Origin of the sequence: Heliorestis acidaminivorans (genome assembly GCF_008933955.1) — a bacterium.
Classification (GTDB): Bacteria; Bacillota; Desulfitobacteriia; order Heliobacteriales; family Heliobacteriaceae; genus Heliorestis; species Heliorestis acidaminivorans.
Window position 1 is genome coordinate 1 of sequence record NZ_WBXO01000008.1, and the last position, 21,104, is coordinate 21,104.

The following is a 21,104-nucleotide window of genomic DNA, read 5'->3' on the forward strand; positions in this document are numbered from 1 at the left end:
CCCTATCTCCTACAGCATGCTTACAATCCTGTGGACTGGTACCAATGGGGCGAAGAAGCTTTTGAAAAAGCGAAAAAAGAAGATAAGCCCATCTTCCTCTCTATCGGCTATAGCACTTATCACTGATGACATATAGATCAAGTCAACTAAATAACCTCTAAAAGAATATGGTAATTTTTTCATTTTTTCGCTATAATACTCTAGGAAGGGAGCATGATGATGTGGACAAGCAAGAAAACCGCGCCTGTTGATTTCTTAATAACGGTCTTGAGGTGAACAAACATGAATCTAGGACTCATACAAAAAAAAGCAGGTCCTATCTTTTCTCGTTATGGCGTTGTACAAGCTTTTATTTTTGGCTCCTTCGCCCGTGGAGAAGAAACCGAAAATAGCGATATTGATTTGTTAATTGAATATGCCCCTAACGCAAGGAAGTCTATGTTTGATTTTTGCAAGTTAATTGAAGAATTAAAAGATGAATTTGGTCGCGACGTCGATGTTGTAACGATAAAAGGACTCTCCCCTTTCCTTCGAGATATTGTTGACAAAGAAAAGAGGGTGATCTATGATAATAAATCAGCGTGATCGTATCTATCTTGTTCATATGCTTGATTCAATTGAAAAAATTGAATCTTACCTTCAAATAATCTCCCAAGAAGAGTTCTATCAGTCAACACAGCTACAAGATGCTGTAATTCGCCGACTAGAGATTATCGGTGAAGCTGCAAATAAAGTTTCTCGTGAATTTCAACAACGACATACTACGATTCCTTGGTCCATGATTATATCAATGCGTAATATGCTTATCCACGAATACTTCGGTGTTGACCTTGATATTGTCTGGGATACTTATGTCTATAACATTCCAGAATTAAAGAAAAATCTAGTATGCTTGTTAAACGAAAGACAGATAGAGTAGAGAGCCTGTGAATGATGAACTGAACTGCATTCACAGGCTTTTATCACTTCTTGGCTGTAAGGCTTCCTTTTTTGTGCATACTAAGAAAAAACAAGTGCACAGAGGAACCATCCCTCTGTGTTACTCTCAATCGGCTATACTGATAATCCTCTACACACACATAACCTTACTGTAATTGGCGAAAAAACTAGGCATCTATGAATGCTTTGATGATCAACAAAAAGACATTATTGATTTACTTGAACCATTGAACATAGAAGCAAGATATCCGACTGCAAAAGACAAATTGTTAAAGTCATTGTCTAAGGAAAGATGCAAAAAAATAATAGAGGAAACGGAAGGTTTGTTTCAATGGATAAGAGCCAAGCTTTAATAAAAGCAACTGACTATGCCAACTTAGTAAGTGAAATAATTAAGCCAATAAAAGTTGTTTTATATTGTTCCTATGTAAAAGGTAATTGGAAAGAAGAAAGCGATATTGATATAGCTGTAATAGTTGATACAATCGATGATGATTTCTTAGAAATGGAAGCCCTGCTTTATAAATTAAGAAGGGACATAGATGATAGAATCGAACCGATTTTATTAGAAGAAGGTAACGACAAAAGTGGATTTCTTGAGGAAATTTTGAAGAACGGTCAAATCCTATATTGTGCCTAGAAAGGATTTGAAGATCATGAAAAGTGAAAAAAACAAAGATTCCTTTCGCATCAACATCTTCACGAACGATGAAAAACCTAAAATGAGCCCCGAAGCTGCAAAAGCATTTCTTCAAAGAGAGAAAAAGATCCAAGAAAGGCTTGTTAAAAAGCTAGGTGAACGTTATGTATCAAAAACCTAGTGAGTTAGTTTTTGAAAGAATTTCCAACGAAAGGCCTGTCACTACATCTGATTGTGGCAATGAAAGCATTAATCAATATCTACGAACGACAGCACTATATGATTTTTATGCCAAGCATAGAAGTACCTCCGTTGTATATAGAGGAACTGATATGGTTGGCTTTTTTACTCTTTCTAGAGATACAATTAAAATTGTCAATAGGCAAGTTATGATTGTTCACTATTTGGCCGTCTCTGATACAGTTCAAAAATTAGGAATTGGTCGAGAAATCGTAGAGAAAATCATTTATCTGGCCCATGTTACGAATGAAAGGTATATTTTTTTAGAGGCCTTAAAAGATGATGATCTGCGCTTAATCAGCTGGTATCAAGATAGAGGTTTCTTCGTCGTCGATAGATCGTATTTGGAAAATCCTTCAATGGTTACTGTTTGGATGTGCTTGGATTTGTTTGACGAAGAAAGTCTAAATAGGCTGTTTGATAATCCTTGAAAAAGCAAACTTAAATTTAACAGGGCTGTAAGGCTTTCTTTCTTGTACATACTAGATCTGTACGTTTTTTTAGGAGGTCTTGACATACATGACCCTAACCTCCCCCCTGCTCCATTCCAAAAGCCCTTATCTCCTACGCACGCTTACAATCCTGTGGACTGGTATCAATGGAGCAATGAAGCTTTTGAAAAAGCAAAAAGGGAAGATAAACCAGTTTTTTCTAAGTATAGGTTATTCGACTTGTCACTGGTGCCATGTCGGTAAACTCAACTAAATATTCTTCAAAGAACATGGTAATAATTTCATTTTTTTGTTAAAATAGTTTGCATTTAGAAGAGGTAACGTGATAGAGTGGAGAAACAATATCAGGTGCACCATTGGCTTGAATTGGTAGAGTATGAAAAGTGAAATAGGTTTAAATAGTTTTGGGAGTGAAGTATTATGAGTTATAAGCTTCCCGTCACGATCAAAAAAATTAATGATAATGAATTTATGGCTCGATGTGAACCTGTGCGTGCAATAGCTACGGGTCATACACCAGAGGAAGCTTTGAATAATTTAAGAGAATCTATTCAAGAATTGATCGAAGCATTTGGTGAGCAAAAGGTTTTTCAAGATATAGACGCAAATGACGACGTACGAATTCTTGAGGTTAGCCTATGAGCCCTAAATTTAGAGAGTTACGTAAGAACGAATTAGAAGCCTTTTTGAAACACTTTACTTTGCCTGGTTCATTAAAATTTAGAAACAATAAATGGCTTGGACTCAACCGTTCTGGTAAGCCATTTACGATACATATTAAACATGGGACCACACGAAAATATTCACCTTCCCTGGTTGAAGCAATCGCCAAAGATTTAGATGTTTCGTTCCATGAATTTGAAGAATGGTTTTATCAGCATCATTAATGCAATGAAAATAAGTGTATTGAAAGATATTGATGAATTTGCGAATTCTAAGGATAGATGCAAGGAAATGGTAGCGAAAACAGAGGGCTTGTTTCAATGGAAAGGCTTATCTCAAAATCAAGCTCTTTAGCTATTTTTCTGCATGAATTCGCCTAAATTAAATGTTTGCGAACCAGGAAAAAGACTGCTATTATATCAATAGAATTTGAATATATTTTTAATTGCAGAAGAATCTTTGAGGTGCGGAACAGGTAGCCGCCGCCCATCGAAAGGTGTTAGGAGATGCAGGAAGAGCCACCCTGCCGAAGATCCTTTTGCATGAAAACGCCATGGTGTTTCACCGTGGCGTTGTATTTATTAGTAAGCTGAAAGCTAAGAAGGGCTTTCAGCTTTTTTGTTTTCTTTTCATTAGGTGCCCAAAGCTAAAAAATGATAAGACAAAAAGCTTGATTCTTTTGAGAAGGCTCTAGATCTTCCTTTTTTGTACATACTAAGAAAAAACAAGTGCACAGAGGAACCGTCCCTCTGTGTTACTCTGTGTTAGGAGGTCTTACTTCATATGACCCTAACCCAAAACCCCCATAATCGCAGACCAAACAGCCTCATCCACTCCAAAAGCCCCTATCTCCTACAGCATGCTTACAATCCTGTGGACTGGTACCAATGGGGCGAAGAAGCTTTTGAAAAAGCGAAAAAAGAAGACAAGCCCATCTTCCTCTCTATAGGTTATTCTACATGCCACTGGTGTCATGTTATGGAAAGAGAGTCTTTTGAAGACGAGGAAGTGGCAGTTCTCTTGAAAGAGCATTACATTGCTGTCAAAGTGGATCGCGAAGAGCGCCCTGATGTGGATCATATCTACATGACTGTCTGTCAATCCATGACAGGACAGGGTGGTTGGCCTTTAACAGCTATCTTAACACCAGAAAAAAAACCTTTCTTCGTAGGTACTTACTATCCTAAGCATAGCAAGCATGGCCGTCCTGGCTTAATGGATATTCTGACGGTGATTCAAGAAAAGTGGCAGAATGATCGCCCCAGCTTGGAAAAAATCGGAACCAAGTCGGCTGAAAGACTTCAAAAAGATGTTTCCGCACGCTCTCATGATGAACTAAGAGCGGAAGCACTTCGCGAGGGCTATCAGTGGTTGAAGCATCAGTTTGACAAGCGCTATGGTGGTTTTGGTCATGCACCAAAATTTCCTACGCCGCAAAATCTTACTTTCTTACTTCGCTACTGGAAGTATGGCCGAGAAAAAGAAGCACTAGATATGGTAGAAAAAACGCTTCAATCCATGCATGCCGGTGGCATCTATGATCACCTTGGTTACGGCTTTTCTCGCTATTCAACGGATGATAAATGGCTTGTTCCTCACTTTGAAAAAATGCTTTATGACAACGCTTTGCTTGCTATTGCTTATCTCGAATGCTATCAGGCAACGGGGAAAGAAGAGTACGCTCAAGTAGCACGAGATATCTTCAGTTATGTACTTCGAGATATGACTGATCGCAAAGGGGGCTTCTATTCAGCCGAAGATGCTGATTCTGAAGGTGTAGAGGGAAAATTCTACGTCTGGACACCTCAAGAGATCAAAGAAGCATTAGGAAATGAAATGGGTGAGCTTTTCTGTCAATATTATGGCGTCACTGAAAAAGGTAACTTCGAAGGTTATAACATCTTAAATCGCGTTTACGCTAATCAAGTTCCTTTTTCTCATCCTTATAGTGAAGAAGATTGGAAAGAAAAGCTTTTCGAGGCTCAACAAACACTCTGGGCACTGCGCGAAAAAAGAGTTCATCCTTATAAAGATGACAAAATCTTAACTTCTTGGAACGGTATGATGATTGCGGCCCTAGCTATGGGCGCTCGAGTCTTGCAAGACAGTCAATATCTCTCAGCGGCAGAAAAGGCATTTCAATTTATCTGGGATAACTTGCGTAATGAAAATGGTCGTCTCCTAGCTCGGTATCGCGATGGAGAAGCGGCTCATTTGGGCTATCTTGATGATTATGCTTGTCTAATCTGGTCTCTCCTCGAGCTTTACCATAGTAGCAAGAAGTCCGACTATCTCCTGAAAGCAATTAATCTACAAAAAGAACAAACTAAGTTGTTCTGGGATACTGAAGACAGTGGCTTTTACTTCTATGGCAGTGATGCTGAAGAATTGCTAGCTCGACCAAAAGAAATCTATGATGGTGCAACTCCTTCAGGTAATTCCGTATCGGCTCTTAATTTACTGCGCCTTGCTCGGTTAACTGGAGATACCGCGTGGGAGGAACAGGCTCTTGATCTGCTAAATGCTTTTTCAGCACAAATCTCTGCTCTTCCAGCGGGACACTCTTATTCTTTAATGGCTCTCTTCTTCTCTTTTACGCCTAACAACGAAATAGTTGTTGTAGCCGATAAAGATATTGAAGAAGTACGTGAAAGCCTAAAATCTTTAGAACAACAGTTTTTGCCGGAGACTGTCTTTCTTTACCGTTTTGCAGGAGCTGAGTATAAAGGCTTAGAGGATGTAGCTCCCTTTGTGCGAGATATGAAACCACTCAATCATAATCTTACTTTCTATGTCTGCCGCGACTTTGCTTGTCAGCAACCTACGACTAATATGGAAGAGGTTAAAGAGTTTCTAGAGCTTCATTGATAGCTTCATCTAATTCCACTTCCATTAACTTATACTCTCTTCTTAGCGTCTCTCTTTTTGATGACTCTCTTCTTGCAACTCTAATCTTGACTTGAGTTACTTGCCTACAATTTGAGTTTATAGATGTTGAACTGTTGATGAAAAAGATGACTTTTGAAAAGAGATTTTATAGTTGTGCCAAGATGCGACAAGCTCTACAATAGATAGGAATAGTGATGGAAAGGGGCGATTAATATTCCTATCGCAAAAAAGATTGAGAATCAATTATCTCAATCCTCTTGGATTCGTAAGATGTTCGAAGAAGGTGGACGCTTAAAAGCTCTTCATGGAGCTGATAAAGTCTACGATTTTACCTTAGGTAACCCCACTGACGAGCCACCACAAGCTTTTCATAAAACTTTAAAAGAAATCGCCAATGCGCCTGTACCAGGCATGCATCGCTATATGAGCAATGCAGGTTATCCAGAAACGAGGGCGGCCATTGCCAAAGTATTGCAAGAAGATAGTGGCGAGGACTTAACAGCTGAGCACGTAATTATGACTGTGGGCGCTGGCGGCGGATTGAATGTTATCTTCAAAGCCATCCTTGATCAGGATGACGAAGTAATTATCTCGGCACCTTTTTTTGTCGAGTATAAGTTTTATATTACCAATCACGGCGGCTTGCCTGTAGTTGTACAGAGTAGAGAAGATTTTCAGCTTGATCTAGAAGCAATTGAAAAAGCGATTACTGATAAGACTAAAGCGATTATTATCAATTCTCCTAACAATCCGACTGGTGTCGTCTACAATAGCGACAGTCTCGACAAGCTACATGAATTAGTGGAGAGAAAAGGTGCTCAATATGGTCGCACCATTTATGTAATCTCTGATGAGCCTTATGCTAAAATTGTCTATGACGATGTGAAAGTACCACCAGTTCTCGGCCACATTCGCAATAGCATTGTGGTAACATCACATAGTAAAGACTTAGCTTTACCAGGTGAACGCATTGGCTATATTGCAGTGAATCCCCAGATTGATCAAGTCGCTCTCTTAGTTGATGGCCTCGTCTTCTGCAACCGTATCTTAGGCTTCGTCAATGCACCAGCACTGATGCAACGCCTCGTGGCAGGTTTACAAAGAGAGACTGTAGACGTTCAAGCTTATCAAGAGCGCCGGGACATGCTCTATAATCATCTTACTTCCATTGGTTTTGAAATGGTGAAGCCTGATGGCGCTTTTTACCTCTTCCCGAAGTCACCACTGGAAAAAGATATTGACTTCGTAGAAGCGGCTCAAAAGCACAACATCCTCCTTGTACCTGGCAGTGGATTTGGACAGCCTGGATACTTCCGCATCTCCTACTGCGTTGACAAAGAAATGATTGAACGCTCCTTGCCAGCCTTTACAGCATTGGCAAAAGAGCTAGGTCTAACTAGCTAAGCAAAGCTTTACTTTAGTTATCTATTGAAGTACTCAGAATCAGTCAATGTGATTGCATAGCCATAGCTAATTAATATGCCTAAAAGGAGCTCTCCTCACGTGGAGAGCTCCTTTTAGATTCTTTTTGATTCTTTTAACTTCGTTTTACCCCTTATAAACGAAGGTTTTATTAAGTTGCTAACTTTGTTCAACTTCTTGCTTGGTGAAGTTTTTTCAAAGTAGAGGATTACGAATCTTCAACTTTATGAACATAATCTAGCTTATCATCATACAAGTCTACATAAAGAGTTCCATCGCTTTCTAAGCTAGCATAGAAAACATCGGAGATACGTTCTATCTTTCTTCGCCGCAGTTCGTCATAAAGCCAGCTAAAAGTAAGGTTGTTCTGCTTCAAATTCTGCTCTAGTACATCGCCGTCTTTTATAATTTCCGTTGCTAAACCTTTGTAAGCCGTATCAAAGCCTAAATCTTTCATTGTTACGGCTTGGTGTTGTGATTTTTTCAAGACACTCAAAAAGCCGTGAGGCTCAAAAATAGCAAACTCCACTTCACGAATATCAAAAACACCTTTTTCTCGCAGTTGCATTTCCAGATCATCAAGATGGAGACGTAGTTTAAGCATGTTGTGATCCATGATTTTTCCGTTTTGAATTACTACAACTGGCTCTCCTTCTAACACTTTGCGAGCCGCTAAACTACTTGTAGTCAGAAAACTTAGAGCAAGAGTGCTGATCGTCAAAATCAGAGGACTTAGCAGAACCCAGCGTCCTTCCACTTCTGTGACAATAAAAGCACCAGCTACTGTTCCCATAACGATAGCAATTACAAAATCAAAGAAAGTCAACTGGGATAATAATTTCTTACCAATCACTCGACTTAAGATAATTAAAATTAAAAATACAGCAATAGATTTCCAAACTACTTTGATAAATTCTTCCAATATACCCCTGCTCTCTTCACGCTAATCTTTGTCTGAGTGTTTCTAACATACTTTTTTACACTAGACAGTACTTACGCCGAGGACGCATCGTAGTCGTCGCAGACATAAGAATGTCGCTAAAAGAATTATCTCTCTAGTGGCGACTCTTTATGACAGCATTAGGGATAGTTCGGAAAACAATAGTTCCAAGCTTATATTTTTTACATAAAATGGATTAGGTATCTTTTTTCTCTCTGCTTTATTCTCCAATCATCAAAAGGAGAGATCAGTGATGATTTATCTTTACGAAGCACCTTGTGACCCTAAGGTAATTAGTCAAAAAATAACCGGTCCTCGTCTCGACTTGACTCATCCTCGACTCGGAAACTTTACCGATTATTCAATAGAAGAGTCAGTAAATGAGCAAATTAAGCATCTAGTTCACCAAACAATCGAAAGCCAGAGTTATGGCCAGGACGAAGACCCCGTCATGATTACTGGAAGATATAAAGTTAACCTCAATACGAGATATTTGCTCAGCCTAAGTCAAGAATTTTTTTTTCATAAGCCTGATATTGAGCAAGCAGAAAGCCAGCTAAAATCTATTACTTTCGATTTAAACACAGGTGAAAAGTTAAAGATTAGTAAGTTACTTTCAACGGAAAAAGCTCTCGAGGAAATATTCCAATCTTTTTTTCTATTAAAAGAAAAGAAGCATTTCGATGAAGACGGTGATTATTACATTTCTTTTAACACCCTCGTTTTGTTCCTGAAGGGTAAAGAGGTCTATATCCCTCTTAGCAAATTAAGAAAGTGGATCTCCCTGCATAGTCCTTTACAGCGGTTGCTTGTAAACTCCTAGAGTGCTTCATATTAAAAAAAGAAAAAGAAAGCCTTTTCTTTTAGGAAAAGCTTTCTTTTTCTTTCTTTTTTTATTTCTTCGTTTTTCTCTATTTATTATGCTTTATCTTTTCGGTGGTACTAGGAGCACTGGCACAGGTGATTTTCTCACAACGCTGTAACTAACACTGCCCAAGAAAAGTTCTTCAATATATCCTTTTCCTTGACTACCCATAAGGAGAAGAGAATATTCCTCATTCTGTAGTCTTTCTATGATTGTTTCTTTCGGAAAACCATAACTAAGCTTGATATGTACATCTTTAAGCCCTGCATCATCTAGTTCACTTTTTTGTTGCTTCAATTCCTCAAAAATTTCTTCAGCAACATCATCGATTTTTTGCCAGTAATACGTTTCTACAAGGCTTCTATCTTGTACGTGTAAAATAGTTACGGAAAGGTCTCTCTCTTGGCCAATTTTTTTCAGTTCTATGAATGATTGTTTTCCTGCTGTAGAAAAATCTGTACAATATAGAATTTTAGAAAAAAGGCTTTCACAAGGCAATTGGTAGCATTCTTCTGTATCCACAAGTGCAATAGGGATAAACAAGCAAGGAATTGATGTATTCTGTAGTACTTCTGAGGAAACACTGCCGATGGCTAATTTTTTGAAAATACCTTTGCCATGAGATCCAATTACAATTGCTGAAACGTCCTTTTTCTCCGCTAGATTCTTAAGTTCTGCAGAGGGTATTCCAAAGCTAACTTCTATAGAAACTTGCAAACCCTTATTCTCTAAAATTCTTTTCTGCTGTTCAAGCTTTTTGATAATGTTTTCTGGTACTGCCAAGTCTAGTGCAGGATGCTGGCCAGTGCTAAGTATATGGGCTAAGATTACTTCCTTTACGCCTACATTCCCCAGGCTTGCAACAAACTGTACTAGCTTGTCTGATGGTGGGGATAAGTCTGTGCATAACAGCACTTTCTCTAGCATAGCTACTCCCCCTTCTTATTTTCTTAATAATAATGGTAAATTATTCTGCCAATTGCGTCAAGAATGTGTTAGTTTTTTTATAATTTTATGTTACTAAATTATGCTTCCGAGCAATATTTCGCGCTATTTCGATACTTTCCTTACTAGGGCTTTGTAGATCTTGTAAGGGATCTGCAATATTAAGAGTCTTACGTTTCGCACTGCCTAGTTGATGAAAGGGTAAAAAGGTGATTCGCTCTACATTATTTAACTTTTTCACAAAAAGACATAACTTTTCTATATCTTCTGTTGCATCTGTATAACCAGGTACTAGCACATAGCGAATCCAGGTCGGGATTTTCTTCTCTGCCAAGTAATGGGCAAAAGCAAAAGTCTTATCAGGTAAGACGCCTGTGATCTCTTGATGTCTAGGGCCATCCATATGCTTGAGATCAAGTAGCACTAGGTTCGTATGAGGCAAAAAAAGTTGTGCTTTTTCTAGATCGCAAAAGCCTGATGTATCAAGGCAAGTATGGATTCCTTCTATTTGACAGCGTTGAAAGAGCTCTGCTAAAAAATAAGGCTGTAAGGTAGGTTCACCACCGGAGAGGGTGATCCCGCCTCCGGCTCGATCGTAGTAGGCTTTATATCGTAAAAGATCTTCAAAAACTTCTGAAACTGTTCTTGTCTCACCGATTGTGTAATCCCAAGTATCGCTGTTGTGACAATATATACATCGCAGGGGGCAACCAGCAAGAAAAAGTATATAACGAATGCCAGGTCCATCAACTGTGCCAAAAGTCTCGACAGAATGCACTTGGCCTGTTGTTTCTTTAAAACTTTTCATGAAAAGTTCGTTGAATCACATCAAGTTGCTGTTCTCTAGTGAGCTTAATAAAATTAACAGCATAGCCAGATACTCGGATAGTTAGTTGCGGATGTTTCTCCGGCTGTTCCATCGCTTCAATCAACTTATCACGATCTATGACGTTAACGTTGATGTGATGTCCTCCTTGTTGAAAATATCCGTCTAAGAGAGCCACAAGATGATTGCTTCTTTCTTTTTCTGTGCTTCCTAAGGTCTGAGGAATGATAGAGAAAGTATAGGAAATGCCATCTTGGCTGTGTTCGTAAGGTAATTTAGCTAGGGAGTTCATTACAGCTAGCACGCCTTTTCGATCACGGCCGCTCATGGGGTTAGCACCAGGTGCAAAAGCTTCGCCAGCTCTGCGTCCATCAGGTGTATTTCCTGTCATTTTACCGTAAACCACATTAGATGTGATAGTTAGTATACTTTGCGTTGGTACTGACTTGCGATAACTTTGGCAACTGCGCAGTTTTTTCATGAAACCTTTTACCATATCAACAGCTATCTGATCGGCTCTTAGATCATCATTGCCATAGGCAGGGTAATCGCCTTCAATCTTATAGTCTACAGCTAAACCTGCTGAATTGCGAAGTACAGAAACTTTAGCATGCTTAATGGCTGACAAGGAGTCCACTACGACGGAGAAGCCCGCAAAACCACAAGCCATGGTCCGCAATATATCACGATCATGAAGAGCCATCTGCAAGCTTTCGTAAGCATATTTATCGTGCATGAAGTGGATGATGTTAAGCATGTCCATATAAAGTCGAGCCATCCAGTCCATGAAATTATCAAAACGTTCCATTACTTCGTCATAATTCAGAAGATCTGATGTAATAGGAGCAAAGTGTGGACTAACTTGCTCGCCTGTCATTTCATCTTTACCACCGTTGATAGCATAAAGTAGTGCTTTGGCTAAGTTAGCGCGAGCTCCAAAAAACTGCATCTGCTTGCCTATGGGCATAGCAGAAACACAGCAGGCAATTCCATAATCGTCTCCCCAATAGGGTCGCATTAAATCATCATTTTCATACTGAATTGCTGATGTGGAAGCAGATAAGTGAGCACAAAAGCGCTTAAATGGTAGTGGTAGTTTTTCGGACCAGAGCACTGTCAAGTTCGGCTCTGGTGCAGGCCCTAAGTTCTGTAAACTTTGCAGAATGCGGTAGGAGTTTTTGGTTACTAAGGTGCGGCCGTCTATCCCCATGCCGCCTATACTCTCTGTTATCCAAGTAGGGTCACCGCTAAAGAGTTCATTATAAGCAGGTGGACGGAGAAAACGTACTAGGCGCAGTTTAATGATAAAGTCATCCATCATTTCCTGCAGTTCTTGTTCTGTGTAAGCTCCTTGTTGAAGATCCCGCTCCATGTATATATCCAAAAAGGTAGAAATACGTCCAATGCTCATGGCCGCGCCATTTTGTTCTTTTACTGCACCGAGATAGGCAAAATAAAGCCATTGAATGGCTTCACGGCTGTCTTCGGCAGGACGACGAATGTTAAAGCCATAAGAATTAGCCATGGTGACCAGATCTTGTAGAGCTTTGATCTGACTCTTAAGCTCTTCACGTAAGCGAGTGCTTTCTTCATCCATAACAGTCTGGCCTACTGTAGATAGCTCTTCTTTTTTGAATTCGATTAGGCGTTCTACACCGTAGAGAGCTACTCGTCTATAATCACCAATTATCCGACCGCGACCATAAGCATCAGGTAGTCCTGTAATTAAGCCTGTTCTTCTAGCTAAGCGCATCTCTGGTGTATAAGCATCCATAACTGCCTGATTATGGGTGGTTCGATATTCAGTAAAAATACGTTCTATCTCTGGGTTAAGTTCGTAACCATAAGCTTCACAAGATTGCTTGACCATGCGAATGCCAGCAAAAGGCATCACAGAGCGCTTTAGCATTTGATCTGTTTGCAAGCCTACAATCAATTCTTTTTCTTGATCTATATAACCAGCTTTATGAGATGTAATAGTACTTACTGTGTTCGTATCAACATCATAGACGCCACCGCGTTGGCGCTCTGTTTTCATTTTTTCTTGAACTTTTGCAAAAAGAGCTTTTGTTCTTTCTGTAGGCTCTGTTAGAAATTCACTATCACCGTAATAAGGAGTATAGTTGTCTTGAATAAATGCCCGGACATCGCTTTCTCTTTTCCATTTGCAACCTTTGAATTCATTCCATGCTTTTTCCATGATGTGCCTACCTCCTAGAGAGAATGTACAATATTGTTATTGCATTTTTCTAAGATTTCTTTGTCCAGGCTTTGTGTAAGGTTTTAAAAATATAAAACCGCCTGGACGTTTCTTGCCCAGGCGGTCGGCTATTAATGGAAAAAGTCACACTCCCTGTGGTAAACTCCACTTCCGCCAGTCATGCGACTACTTATTAAATTGTTCACTATTTGTATATAGAAATTATACGCTTCATCAGTCATAACTGTCAAGGTGCTTAAATATGTAGGAAACCTTACCACTACTGGTAAGGTTTCTGCACTTTTTATCATTTTAGAAAGTCTACACCCATTTGGGTCAGAATAGCAAAAACAATGCTGTAGGCTAAGATGCTAATAGCAGAAGATGCAAAAAGCTTTGTTTTTCCCATGCCAAAAGCTCGAGCTAGCACCCCAATAACCCAAGTACCGATGAAAGGAGTCGTAACTAAAACCATATAAGCCCCATATTCTTTTACCTGTTTGCGGAAGCGATGACTCTTTAATGCTTCTAAACGATTTTTGATCCACTGCACTTTAATAAATTGATCATAGAAGTATACCAACAGTGGTATTGGTAGGAAGTTGCCGATGCCAGCCCATATAATAGTAGAAACAGGATCGAGACCCATGAGCAATGTGCTCGGAACAGCCACGTAAATGCCTAGTGTAGGTGCGAAACCTAAAAACCAAGCAGTAATACAAAGTATGATATACTCCATAGATGCTAACCTCTTTTACACCATTCAATATCTAAACAAGGTCTGCAAGAATATTTCTTAATCCCTCTCAGGCACTTAGCAATATTATATAGCATAATGAATAGAATTCTCAAGAATTACTCGCTTTTCTTGATTCTTTTTTCAGGAATGCTATTATTTCCTATGTAAGTCATAGATAAAAGCAGAGGAAAAAAAGCTTCCTTTTACTAGAAAAAGAAGCTCATTGGCTTGTCTCTTTTGGCATATATCATCGATAAGGAGGGAAAGAAAATGTCTCTACCTACGATGCCTAAGCGGACAAGAGAGGAAGCTTTAAATGTTATTATAGCGTCCATTGCTCTTGAAGAAAAAGCATTAGCCCAACTAATTAAAGCAGAAGCAGAAAAAGTACAACATGCTGTAAAGATCGGTTCTGTTACTCAAGAAGATTAGCTAAGGCTTGAGCGGTCGACAAGTCTTTATCTTGAGAACCAGTTCCGAGCATAGACATTATCTGCTCCCCTTTCTACTAGTTACTAGTCCACAGCGATATATCTTTCTCTTTTTCAGTTCATCTATGATACGTCATTCTTAGCTAAATTGTTCTGTGGAATAAATCACCAATTATAGAGGGCTGTCGAACTTTAATAACAACAGAAGAAACTCCTTAAGGGAGGTTAATATATGTCTACTGCTTGGCTTAACCCTCCTGTTTTCGATCCTCTCTTTAAGGTCGATCAGTTGCAGTTAGCATTATATCAATAGCTAACTCTCCGAAAGAACCGATTTCCAATCTTATTTTAGCTTCGTAAGAGATATCCGTATTCTCCGAAGTCACTGCTTACTACTACTTTACCTTGCTTAGTTAGTTCATCTTTCGTTGCCCTTATGAGCTGACTCATCGACACCTCTTTTCCTTCTGCCGCTGCTAGAAAGGCTGAGTTAACAGCAATGTTCTTAATCCGCCCTCCAGAAAATTCGAATTGCTTAGCCAAGAAAGCGTAATCGATCTGCTTAGAAAGGGGAGTCTTCTCAGGAAAGACGTAGCGCCAAATCATTTCACGCGATTTCTCATCAGGAAAAGGAAAATGTAGCACATAGTGAATTCGTCTCATAAAAGCATCATCTATATTGTTTATAAAGTTAGTAGCTAGTATACTAACTCCTTCAAATTCTTCAATTTTTTGTAATAAGTAAGAAGTCTCTAAGTTGGCATAGCGATCACGAGCGTCTTTAACTTCTGTACGTTTACCAAAAAGGGCGTCACATTCATCAAAAAATAAAATAGCATTGCTTTTCTTAGCTTCTTCAAACATTTCTTGCAAGTTTTTTTCTGTTTCACCTATGTATTTAGATACAATTTGTGACAGATCGATTTTATACATTTCTAACCCTAGCTCGTGAGCTATGACCTGAGCGGCCATCGTTTTTCCTGTGCCTGGTGGGCCACAGAATAACATGCTCAATCCCTTGCCATAGGGAAGTTTTTTGTCAAATCCCCATTCGTCTAAGACTACATGACGATATTTAACATGATTGCAGACTTGGTTCAACGTCTTTTTCTGGGCTTCTGGCAAAATAAGATCGTCCATTGTATAGCGAGCAAAGACGAGCGAGGCTTTCTCGTTCAGTTTGTGACTAACTTGTTTATAACAAGCCTGATAGAGCTTTTGTCTGCTAATTACTTCCTCTCCTTGCCAGTAGGTCAAGCGACTGGCCTCCTGGCAAGCATCTGCTATTTGTCCTGCTGTTAAGTTGAATTTGTTGGCTACTTCATATAGCTCTATTTCTTCTGCTAAAGGCAAATTATAAGCTATGTTCTCCCATAAGATTTTGCGCTCTATTCTATTAGGCAAATTGATCTCTAATACTGCCCATTGGAAGTTGCTTTTACGATTAGAGTAAGACCAAGGCTTAGTCGATAGTATCAGCAAGGTTTCTACTCTTCCCTGTAGTTCTTCTAGCAATTCTGTCATTAGCCTGTCCATCGTTGATAGACCTGTGGAATCAGGATTTGCTAAGAGATCAAGTAATTCTTCAAAGTCAGTCAAGCATAAAATGGCATCATGAAGCAAAGCCTCACGAAGCGCTTGATTCAATTGTCTGTTATTGAGCGTACCATCAAGATTAAGTATGTTGCGTGTTTCTATAAAAATAACAGTTCGCTTAAGCTGATTACCTGCGCTTTTGACATGCAGTTTTTTCCCACTGCCTGGTGGTCCTTGAATAAAGCATGCTAATGGTCCTTGACTGTCTTGAAGTACTCTTACTAACTGATCTTGCCACTGTTGTTGAATCAACAAAGGTTCTACTTGAACACCTGGGAAAAAGAGCTTAATTCTCTTATTGCTACTATCGCGCAGACCTTTTATATCTAAAATAAAATAGAAGAGATCTTGGTCTAGTAACAACTCGCGCTCTAAGCTGTGGGAGCTTTCTTGGTTTTCTAAAAAGAAATAGCGAAAGAGCTTCTCTTCCATTCGTTGAATCAATACAGTTACTCGAAGACCTGCCTCTCCTGGCAGATAGAGTTTTATAGCTAGATCAGCAGTAGGTGACTTACGTGTCACATCGTCTTGTAAGTAGCCAAAGATTTTTTCGTATTTTTTATCTAGGTGACGCAAAAAACTGAGCATTACTACATACTTTTCGAAGGCTGATAGTTCGAGCATATGACTCATATAAGCAAAGGGTAAAAAAACTCCTGCTTTAGTTGTTACGACTGCTCTTTCTTCAAGATAGTTTTCAATCATTTCACAGCTATCATAGAAATTTATTTTTTCTTGTTCCTTCTTGCTGGTCTCTGATTCAAGGTTCATCCCTTCGAGCAAGCGGATCATTTCGTCCCGTCCAATAAGTAAGCCTTTAAATCTATCTAGCTTATGCTCATTAATTTGATCTATTTTCACGATGTGCTTTAAGTGAAAGGTAATTGTAAACTCGATATAAGCGATCCAGTCCTGAATATATTCATAGTTATCATTATAAGCTTTTAGGGCCTCGTCTTTATCCATGCTTTTTCTGACAATGGTCAGCATGCTCGCACCTTCCTATGGTACCATTATTTTTGCTTGTCCTGGTTGAGTAATTTGGATAATACCTGCCCAGTTACACATAAGCTTTGAACTATTATTCAAAGCTGGTTGATTACCTACCAGTACGGTTGGTGAACCTGGCATCCAAGGGGCGCTGATCACAGGCATACATGGTTGTGGTGTCAGTACACCTAAGGCCGCCGCTGTTGCCGCCGCTACTTGAGGATTAGCCATAGAAATACACATGCCAAAAGGCATGACATTGACCATGGGTTTGTTATCCATGATATTGGCTATAGCCTGTGTAGTCATTACTTTGTTCATAGGAGGAATCTGAAGTGACGATGGTGCTGTGCCAAAAGAACACTGACAGAGAGCGCCTCCGCAGACGAGAATAGCCAGAGTGAACCATCCTTTCTACTAATGCATTAGGATCTAAATACTGCATTAGGGGACAAGTCTATAATGCTTCATAAGACAAAGGTGGCTTGAACTTTTTTTCCTTCCTCTATCTTAAGAGAAAGCTTACTTCTATGTTCTTTATAGAATAAAAGTAGTTCTACCGTCTCTTCTCCCCTGCCCACTCTAGGAAGAGGCAAAACTACTCTAGCTTGCTCGTCTGTACGAAGACGCCAGAGGGGATAGACAAGAGCGCCTGCTGTGTATTGATTATGTAGAGGCTTTTCTAGACTATAGTGATTTTCTTTTGCTTCATAGGTTTTAATCTGAAAAGACTCCAGTTGACCATCTTCAGCTTCAATTAACCAGGACTTTCCTTCTAATCGATAGCTTTGCTTACTGTACAGTTTTATTATCTCTTGCCCCGTTGTTACATCTTCTACTAGTCTTAATGAAGTTGTAGAGCTTTTTACAGCAAGCCCTATAGCCTCTTTAACTAGTAGCTGTTTTTGCTCTTTTACGACTACTTCAATACTGGTCAGCCCTTTGATCTCATTGCTATTAGGTTTGTGATACATATTGATATGAAAAAGTGCTGGTGCTTCTGAAGTCAGGTCCACTTCTATTTCTACTGGAACATAAGGTTCTGCCTCTATTGTAAAGCAGAGATACTTTGTATTGACTTTTTTCTGAAGATTGGTAAAGACATAATAACCGTTTTTTTTGTTGACATAGGACAAAGGGATCGCCATTTCTGTTTTTATTAGCCCATTGGTAATAGCATTGCCTGTGTGATCATCAGTGAGATAAAAGATGACTGATGCTTGTTCTTTGAATCTACTAAGAGGTGTTACAGTATTGCTAACCATTGTAATACCTTCTTTCTATAGAGAAAGTAGCCAGTATGTTGCTGGCTACTTTTTTTGCAGGTCAACCTGAAACTCAACGACAGGTCTTGTATTTCGATAGTTATCAGAAGCTAGATAAACGGGACCTACAACGTAATACATAGACAACTGATAAGGCTGGTTGTAGAGAGACCATATTTTTGCTTTATCGTCCATCGTAAGCGGTAAGGCTGTTATGTCTAATGTGGAGTTACTATTTTGCAGAGATCCTAAGAGATCGGAGCTACTTAATTTTGAGTTATCGTTTAAGACTTGAATAGCACGTCCTAGTATCCTTTGTTCATCAATTGCGCGATTAGCTTGTTCTGTTTTGGAGTAAACGGTAAGCATATAGTAGAGCAAAAAAGGTGTAGGAGGATCTTGTTGTAAGCCAGGTCGAACATTAAGTAAGCGTTGACTGCCTAGGTTCTTTTTTTCTTCAATGTTATACATGTGTAGCCCTAGGATATAGTTGCCGGAGTCGTTAGGTGGGCAAAGTCCAATCTGTTCTTCCTTGGCCACAGGTTCAGGGGTCATTTTCTTTCTTAATAGTTCTAATAGCGTTCGGCTCACATCGGCCAGCAGTTCATAGCTATCCATCTAGGCAGGCCTTCCTTTCTCATGCTTTACCGTGAACGAGCATAGATAGTTTCATTGCCTGTCTCTGATGTCATTCGATAGGCGTCAAGAATAACTTCCAGCGGAATCCATGTACGGCCATAGATGCTTTCGATCGGTTCTTGCAAGCGCATTCTTCGATTGTTCACATAAACTATGTCACTGTTAACTGCATATTCAAGTAGCATCGTGTAACGACGATCTTGAATTACAATACGTTGACGTTCTTCTTGCCACAGAATCTGTGAACCTAGGGCTTCGAATATAGGTCTAGCTTCTACGTATTTCGTTTTGTTACGCTCAATAATAGGTTCTCTTAGCCTAACTCCTAAGTCTTCGAAAACAAGCGTGTAGGGTCTAGGAAGCAGGGGAGGTTGTACTGTTGTTCTACTTGTTCCTACTCCTCTGTCTGAGGCTAGTTGTTCTATATTTTGAGCGAGAGCCGTCATGTTGTCAGCCGCACCATTCATAGCTCTTTCAACATACTGATTGGCTTTTGCCTTAACTTGCTCAAGAGCCTGTTCCAATTCGCTTTGCTTTTGTTGATTGCTCATCAAGTTATCAGGTAGCACTGATAGTAAATCTACTAAACCTTGGGCAACTTTATCTGCAGTTGTCATGTCATCGCGAGATAAAGCGTTTTTCAGATCCTGCTTTAACTGATCTAAGTTTTGCAAGCCTATTAGATTCTTGCCATCAAGTATGTTCTCGAGTCCTGCCATTTGTACCATAAGTTGGTCTAGTTCATCTTGAATAAGTTTTTTATCATTAGCGTTAGTTGCTCCTGCTAGGCGATTGGCTAAGCTATTCTGACGTTCTAGCAAGTTTTTGTAATCTTGGGCAGCTTGATCTTGTCGTGCCTGTAGTAGTGAGTTGGCTGAGTCTAGCTGATCTTTGATCTGTTGCAAGGCTACAGAATCTCCTCGTTCAGCCGCAGTAAAATACTGCTCTTGTAAAGTAGCCATTAAGTTGCTTAAACGCTCCAAATCACTCATTGACTTGGCTACTTCTGGAGAAGCTTCTGCTTTGAGCCTAGCTAGTTCTTTTGCATATTTGTCTATGCTATCTCTAACCTGATCAGAGCCTTGCATAGCACGTAGTTTGTTAAGCCAGTCTTCTAGCATTTTGGCATATGCTTCAGGATCAACACGAAGCTGGTAGAACTTAAGCAAGTCTTCCATTTCTCGAAGTACCTTAGCTGTACCTTGTCCTTGAAGAGAGGAGCTCACTTGCTCCATCGCTAAGCCTATAATCTTTAATTCTAGTTCCTTATCTAGTATACGATTGTTATAAAGACTATCTATGGCTAGGACTTTCAGTAAATCTTCTATTGCCTTATTTACATTACCTGATGCCGCTGATTTGCGCATTTCTTGACTGAATTCGTCGGCCATTTTGTCTAAGACTTGGTCAGGTTTAGCTCTGTCAGACCTAGCTTCTGCTTTTATTAATGCTTGATGAAGTTCATTAAGAGTCGTTCCTAGTCTACTAAGGAATTCTCCATCTTCTAGCATGCTAGCAATTTCCGTCGCTTCATTGATTCTTTCTATAAGCTTATCAAAAATAAAGGCATCTCGTTCAGCTCTTGCTATAGCTTTTTGTTCTGCAGTCATGTTAATTAAACGGTCTGAGGAGGTTTTCTGATTGATTAATTGCTGAATTATGGCATCATAGCCGTCAAGCAATTTGTTCATCTCATCAATAAAGCTGTCTTCGACAGGTTGAAAAATCTTGTCCAATAGAGCAATTTTTGCTTTCGTATCTTCTATTTGCTTATCCAGATCTCTGCCGCTGTCGCCACCGTTCTTTGCTAGCTCTTCAAGTAGTGCTTTGAGTTTGCCTTCTTGAATCTCTTTAACCATCTTCAAGAGATCCAATTCTGATAACATTTCAGGGTTAGCTGGTGAGTCAATTTCTTGCAAACTTACTTGCTTGCCTGTACCTAGTTCTATGGTAATACCGTCACGCTTTGTCCAGTGTGTAAGCACCAAGCCATCAATTACAGAATCAGCAACTGCGTTGCGAGATGATACAGTGATATCAACTAGTGATGTAGCGTTGGTAATGTCATACCAAACACCTCGATTTAAGTCAGACTTGTAAAAAACTTTGTCCTGAACAATCTCATCATCTTTTTTCATCAATTCGTCCACACTGCGCAGAGCAAGGTCTAAGATCTCTTGGTTAAGAGCCTCAAAAGCAATCAAGTGCGTGCCTATAATTAATGTTTTATCAGGTATTTCTCGAGCTGAAGGACGTTGATTAGCTTCCGCTTGCAATAATTGACCATACCCTGACATGAAAGTTAGCAGGCTAATTAATAGGGATATAACTATCCCGGCGGTGAATTTTTTGTTGAAAGGTCTTTCAGGCAACCTGTTCATGCATCCTCTCTCCTTCCCGACCATCTAGCTTAATCATAAATT

At 39.5% G+C, this 21,104-nt stretch carries 22 protein-coding genes, 2 pseudogenes and 1 riboswitch; of the genes and pseudogenes, 14 read left to right on the forward strand and 10 right to left on the reverse strand.

Annotated elements, in window-relative coordinates; translation table 11 throughout:
- The 12 genes and pseudogenes from F9B85_RS10195 to F9B85_RS10245 form a co-directional block, all read left to right on the forward strand.
- Positions 1-123: pseudogene (locus F9B85_RS10195) on the forward strand (DUF255 domain-containing protein); the annotation flags it as partial.
- A gap of 159 nt (positions 124-282) precedes the next feature.
- On the forward strand, positions 283-585 hold the full coding sequence (locus F9B85_RS10200) for a nucleotidyltransferase family protein (RefSeq protein ID WP_151620569.1): 303 nt from the start codon (positions 283-285) through the stop codon (positions 583-585).
- Positions 566-919: a HepT-like ribonuclease domain-containing protein gene (locus F9B85_RS10205; protein WP_151620572.1), complete on the forward strand. Its 354-nt coding sequence runs from the start codon at positions 566-568 to the stop codon at positions 917-919. Before F9B85_RS10200 ends, F9B85_RS10205 begins: the two co-directional genes overlap by 20 nt.
- 247 nt (positions 920-1,166) lie before the next feature.
- Positions 1,167-1,292: a HEPN domain-containing protein gene (locus F9B85_RS15040; RefSeq protein ID WP_423245056.1), complete on the forward strand. Its 126-nt coding sequence runs from the start codon at positions 1,167-1,169 to the stop codon at positions 1,290-1,292.
- Positions 1,271-1,579, forward strand: a complete 309-nt coding sequence (locus F9B85_RS10215) for a nucleotidyltransferase domain-containing protein (protein WP_151620576.1) — start codon at positions 1,271-1,273, stop codon at positions 1,577-1,579. The genes F9B85_RS15040 and F9B85_RS10215 overlap by 22 nt, the downstream gene beginning before the upstream one ends.
- A gap of 16 nt (positions 1,580-1,595) precedes the next feature.
- Positions 1,596-1,760 carry a hypothetical protein gene (locus F9B85_RS14410; RefSeq protein ID WP_170270411.1) on the forward strand — a complete coding sequence of 55 codons (165 nt, stop codon included), beginning with the start codon at positions 1,596-1,598 and terminating at the stop codon, positions 1,758-1,760.
- A complete protein-coding gene (locus F9B85_RS10220) occupies positions 1,744-2,250 on the forward strand; it encodes a GNAT family N-acetyltransferase (RefSeq protein ID WP_151620578.1) in 507 nt (168 codons plus the stop codon). Before F9B85_RS14410 ends, F9B85_RS10220 begins: the two co-directional genes overlap by 17 nt.
- A gap of 88 nt (positions 2,251-2,338) precedes the next feature.
- Positions 2,339-2,509: pseudogene (locus F9B85_RS10225) on the forward strand (DUF255 domain-containing protein); the annotation flags it as partial.
- 182 nt (positions 2,510-2,691) lie between these two features.
- Entirely contained in the window at positions 2,692-2,913 is a 222-nt protein-coding gene (locus F9B85_RS10230) for a type II toxin-antitoxin system HicB family antitoxin (RefSeq protein WP_151620580.1), read from the forward strand.
- Positions 2,910-3,158, forward strand: coding sequence for a hypothetical protein (locus F9B85_RS10235; protein ID WP_151620582.1), 249 nt, complete (start codon positions 2,910-2,912; stop codon positions 3,156-3,158). Before F9B85_RS10230 ends, F9B85_RS10235 begins: the two co-directional genes overlap by 4 nt.
- Before the next feature lie 559 nt (positions 3,159-3,717).
- Positions 3,718-5,802 carry a thioredoxin domain-containing protein gene (locus tag F9B85_RS10240; protein WP_151620584.1) on the forward strand — a complete coding sequence of 695 codons (2,085 nt, stop codon included), beginning with the start codon at positions 3,718-3,720 and terminating at the stop codon, positions 5,800-5,802.
- Positions 5,803-6,036: 234 nt separating this feature from the next.
- On the forward strand, positions 6,037-7,227 hold the full coding sequence (locus F9B85_RS10245) for a pyridoxal phosphate-dependent aminotransferase (protein WP_151620587.1): 1,191 nt from the start codon (positions 6,037-6,039) through the stop codon (positions 7,225-7,227).
- A 226-nt stretch (positions 7,228-7,453) separates the two neighbouring features.
- Here the strand turns inward: F9B85_RS10245 and F9B85_RS10250 are convergent, their stop codons facing one another.
- Complete coding sequence (locus F9B85_RS10250) at positions 7,454-8,167, reverse strand: YetF domain-containing protein (protein ID WP_151620589.1); 714 nt, start codon at positions 8,165-8,167, stop codon at positions 7,454-7,456.
- Positions 8,168-8,438: 271 nt separating this feature from the next.
- On the opposite strand from F9B85_RS10250, the gene F9B85_RS10255 reads away from it, so the two are divergent.
- A complete protein-coding gene (locus F9B85_RS10255) occupies positions 8,439-9,008 on the forward strand; it encodes a hypothetical protein (RefSeq protein WP_151620591.1) in 570 nt (189 codons plus the stop codon).
- 102 nt (positions 9,009-9,110) lie between these two features.
- Here the strand turns inward: F9B85_RS10255 and F9B85_RS10260 are convergent, their stop codons facing one another.
- The 4 genes from F9B85_RS10260 to F9B85_RS10275 all read right to left on the reverse strand — a co-directional run bounded on the left by F9B85_RS10260 (position 9,111) and on the right by F9B85_RS10275 (position 13,760).
- Positions 9,111-9,977: a universal stress protein gene (locus F9B85_RS10260; RefSeq protein WP_151620593.1), complete on the reverse strand. Its 867-nt coding sequence runs from the start codon at positions 9,975-9,977 to the stop codon at positions 9,111-9,113.
- 85 nt (positions 9,978-10,062) lie between these two features.
- A complete protein-coding gene (gene pflA / locus F9B85_RS10265; protein WP_151620595.1) occupies positions 10,063-10,803 on the reverse strand; it encodes a pyruvate formate-lyase-activating protein in 741 nt (246 codons plus the stop codon).
- The gene (pflB, locus tag F9B85_RS10270; protein WP_151620597.1) at positions 10,790-13,021 is read right to left on the reverse strand and encodes a formate C-acetyltransferase; all 2,232 of its coding nucleotides are present in this window, start codon (positions 13,019-13,021) and stop codon (positions 10,790-10,792) included. The genes pflA and pflB overlap by 14 nt, the downstream gene beginning before the upstream one ends.
- A gap of 107 nt (positions 13,022-13,128) precedes the next feature.
- A riboswitch (ZMP/ZTP riboswitch) is annotated at positions 13,129-13,213 on the reverse strand.
- A gap of 115 nt (positions 13,214-13,328) precedes the next feature.
- A complete protein-coding gene (locus F9B85_RS10275) occupies positions 13,329-13,760 on the reverse strand; it encodes a small multi-drug export protein (RefSeq protein ID WP_151620599.1) in 432 nt (143 codons plus the stop codon).
- Between the two features lie 270 nt (positions 13,761-14,030).
- Here F9B85_RS10275 and F9B85_RS14415 point away from each other — a divergent pair, with 270 nt between their 5' ends.
- Positions 14,031-14,192, forward strand: coding sequence for an alpha-helical endospore appendage domain-containing protein (locus F9B85_RS14415; RefSeq protein WP_170270413.1), 162 nt, complete (start codon positions 14,031-14,033; stop codon positions 14,190-14,192).
- Positions 14,193-14,539: 347 nt separating this feature from the next.
- Here F9B85_RS14415 and F9B85_RS14805 read toward each other — a convergent pair whose 3' ends face one another.
- The 5 genes from F9B85_RS14805 to F9B85_RS10300 all read right to left on the reverse strand — a co-directional run bounded on the left by F9B85_RS14805 (position 14,540) and on the right by F9B85_RS10300 (position 21,062).
- Positions 14,540-16,777, reverse strand: a complete 2,238-nt coding sequence (locus F9B85_RS14805; protein WP_151620601.1) for an AAA family ATPase — start codon at positions 16,775-16,777, stop codon at positions 14,540-14,542.
- Positions 16,778-16,789: 12 nt separating this feature from the next.
- Entirely contained in the window at positions 16,790-17,176 is a 387-nt protein-coding gene (locus F9B85_RS10285) for a DUF4280 domain-containing protein (protein WP_151620603.1), read from the reverse strand.
- 68 nt (positions 17,177-17,244) lie between these two features.
- A complete protein-coding gene (locus F9B85_RS10290) occupies positions 17,245-18,042 on the reverse strand; it encodes a hypothetical protein (protein WP_151620605.1) in 798 nt (265 codons plus the stop codon).
- A gap of 45 nt (positions 18,043-18,087) precedes the next feature.
- On the reverse strand, positions 18,088-18,660 hold the full coding sequence (locus F9B85_RS10295) for a Pvc16 family protein (RefSeq protein ID WP_151620607.1): 573 nt from the start codon (positions 18,658-18,660) through the stop codon (positions 18,088-18,090).
- Between the two features lie 26 nt (positions 18,661-18,686).
- Positions 18,687-21,062: a copper amine oxidase N-terminal domain-containing protein gene (locus F9B85_RS10300; protein WP_170270415.1), complete on the reverse strand. Its 2,376-nt coding sequence runs from the start codon at positions 21,060-21,062 to the stop codon at positions 18,687-18,689.
- Positions 21,063-21,104 lie beyond the last annotated feature (42 nt).

Coding starts and splice junctions, on each gene's coding strand:
- F9B85_RS10200 (WP_151620569.1), top strand. CDS start 283: ATGAATCTAGGACTCATACAAAAAAAAGCAGGTCCTATCTTTTCTCGT.
- F9B85_RS10205 (WP_151620572.1), top strand. CDS start 566: ATGATAATAAATCAGCGTGATCGTATCTATCTTGTTCATATGCTTGAT.
- F9B85_RS10215 (WP_151620576.1), top strand. CDS start 1,271: ATGGATAAGAGCCAAGCTTTAATAAAAGCAACTGACTATGCCAACTTA.
- F9B85_RS14410 (WP_170270411.1), top strand. CDS start 1,596: ATGAAAAGTGAAAAAAACAAAGATTCCTTTCGCATCAACATCTTCACG.
- F9B85_RS10220 (WP_151620578.1), top strand. CDS start 1,744: ATGTATCAAAAACCTAGTGAGTTAGTTTTTGAAAGAATTTCCAACGAA.
- F9B85_RS10230 (WP_151620580.1), top strand. CDS start 2,692: ATGAGTTATAAGCTTCCCGTCACGATCAAAAAAATTAATGATAATGAA.
- F9B85_RS10235 (WP_151620582.1), top strand. CDS start 2,910: ATGAGCCCTAAATTTAGAGAGTTACGTAAGAACGAATTAGAAGCCTTT.
- F9B85_RS10240 (WP_151620584.1), top strand. CDS start 3,718: ATGACCCTAACCCAAAACCCCCATAATCGCAGACCAAACAGCCTCATC.
- F9B85_RS10255 (WP_151620591.1), top strand. CDS start 8,439: ATGATTTATCTTTACGAAGCACCTTGTGACCCTAAGGTAATTAGTCAA.
- F9B85_RS10260 (WP_151620593.1), bottom strand. CDS start 9,977: ATGCTAGAGAAAGTGCTGTTATGCACAGACTTATCCCCACCATCAGAC.
- pflA (WP_151620595.1), bottom strand. CDS start 10,803: ATGAAAAGTTTTAAAGAAACAACAGGCCAAGTGCATTCTGTCGAGACT.
- pflB (WP_151620597.1), bottom strand. CDS start 13,021: ATGGAAAAAGCATGGAATGAATTCAAAGGTTGCAAATGGAAAAGAGAA.
- F9B85_RS10275 (WP_151620599.1), bottom strand. CDS start 13,760: ATGGAGTATATCATACTTTGTATTACTGCTTGGTTTTTAGGTTTCGCA.
- F9B85_RS14415 (WP_170270413.1), top strand. CDS start 14,031: ATGTCTCTACCTACGATGCCTAAGCGGACAAGAGAGGAAGCTTTAAAT.
- F9B85_RS14805 (WP_151620601.1), bottom strand. CDS start 16,777: ATGCTGACCATTGTCAGAAAAAGCATGGATAAAGACGAGGCCCTAAAA.
- F9B85_RS10290 (WP_151620605.1), bottom strand. CDS start 18,042: ATGGTTAGCAATACTGTAACACCTCTTAGTAGATTCAAAGAACAAGCA.
- F9B85_RS10295 (WP_151620607.1), bottom strand. CDS start 18,660: ATGGATAGCTATGAACTGCTGGCCGATGTGAGCCGAACGCTATTAGAA.
- F9B85_RS10300 (WP_170270415.1), bottom strand. CDS start 21,062: ATGAACAGGTTGCCTGAAAGACCTTTCAACAAAAAATTCACCGCCGGG.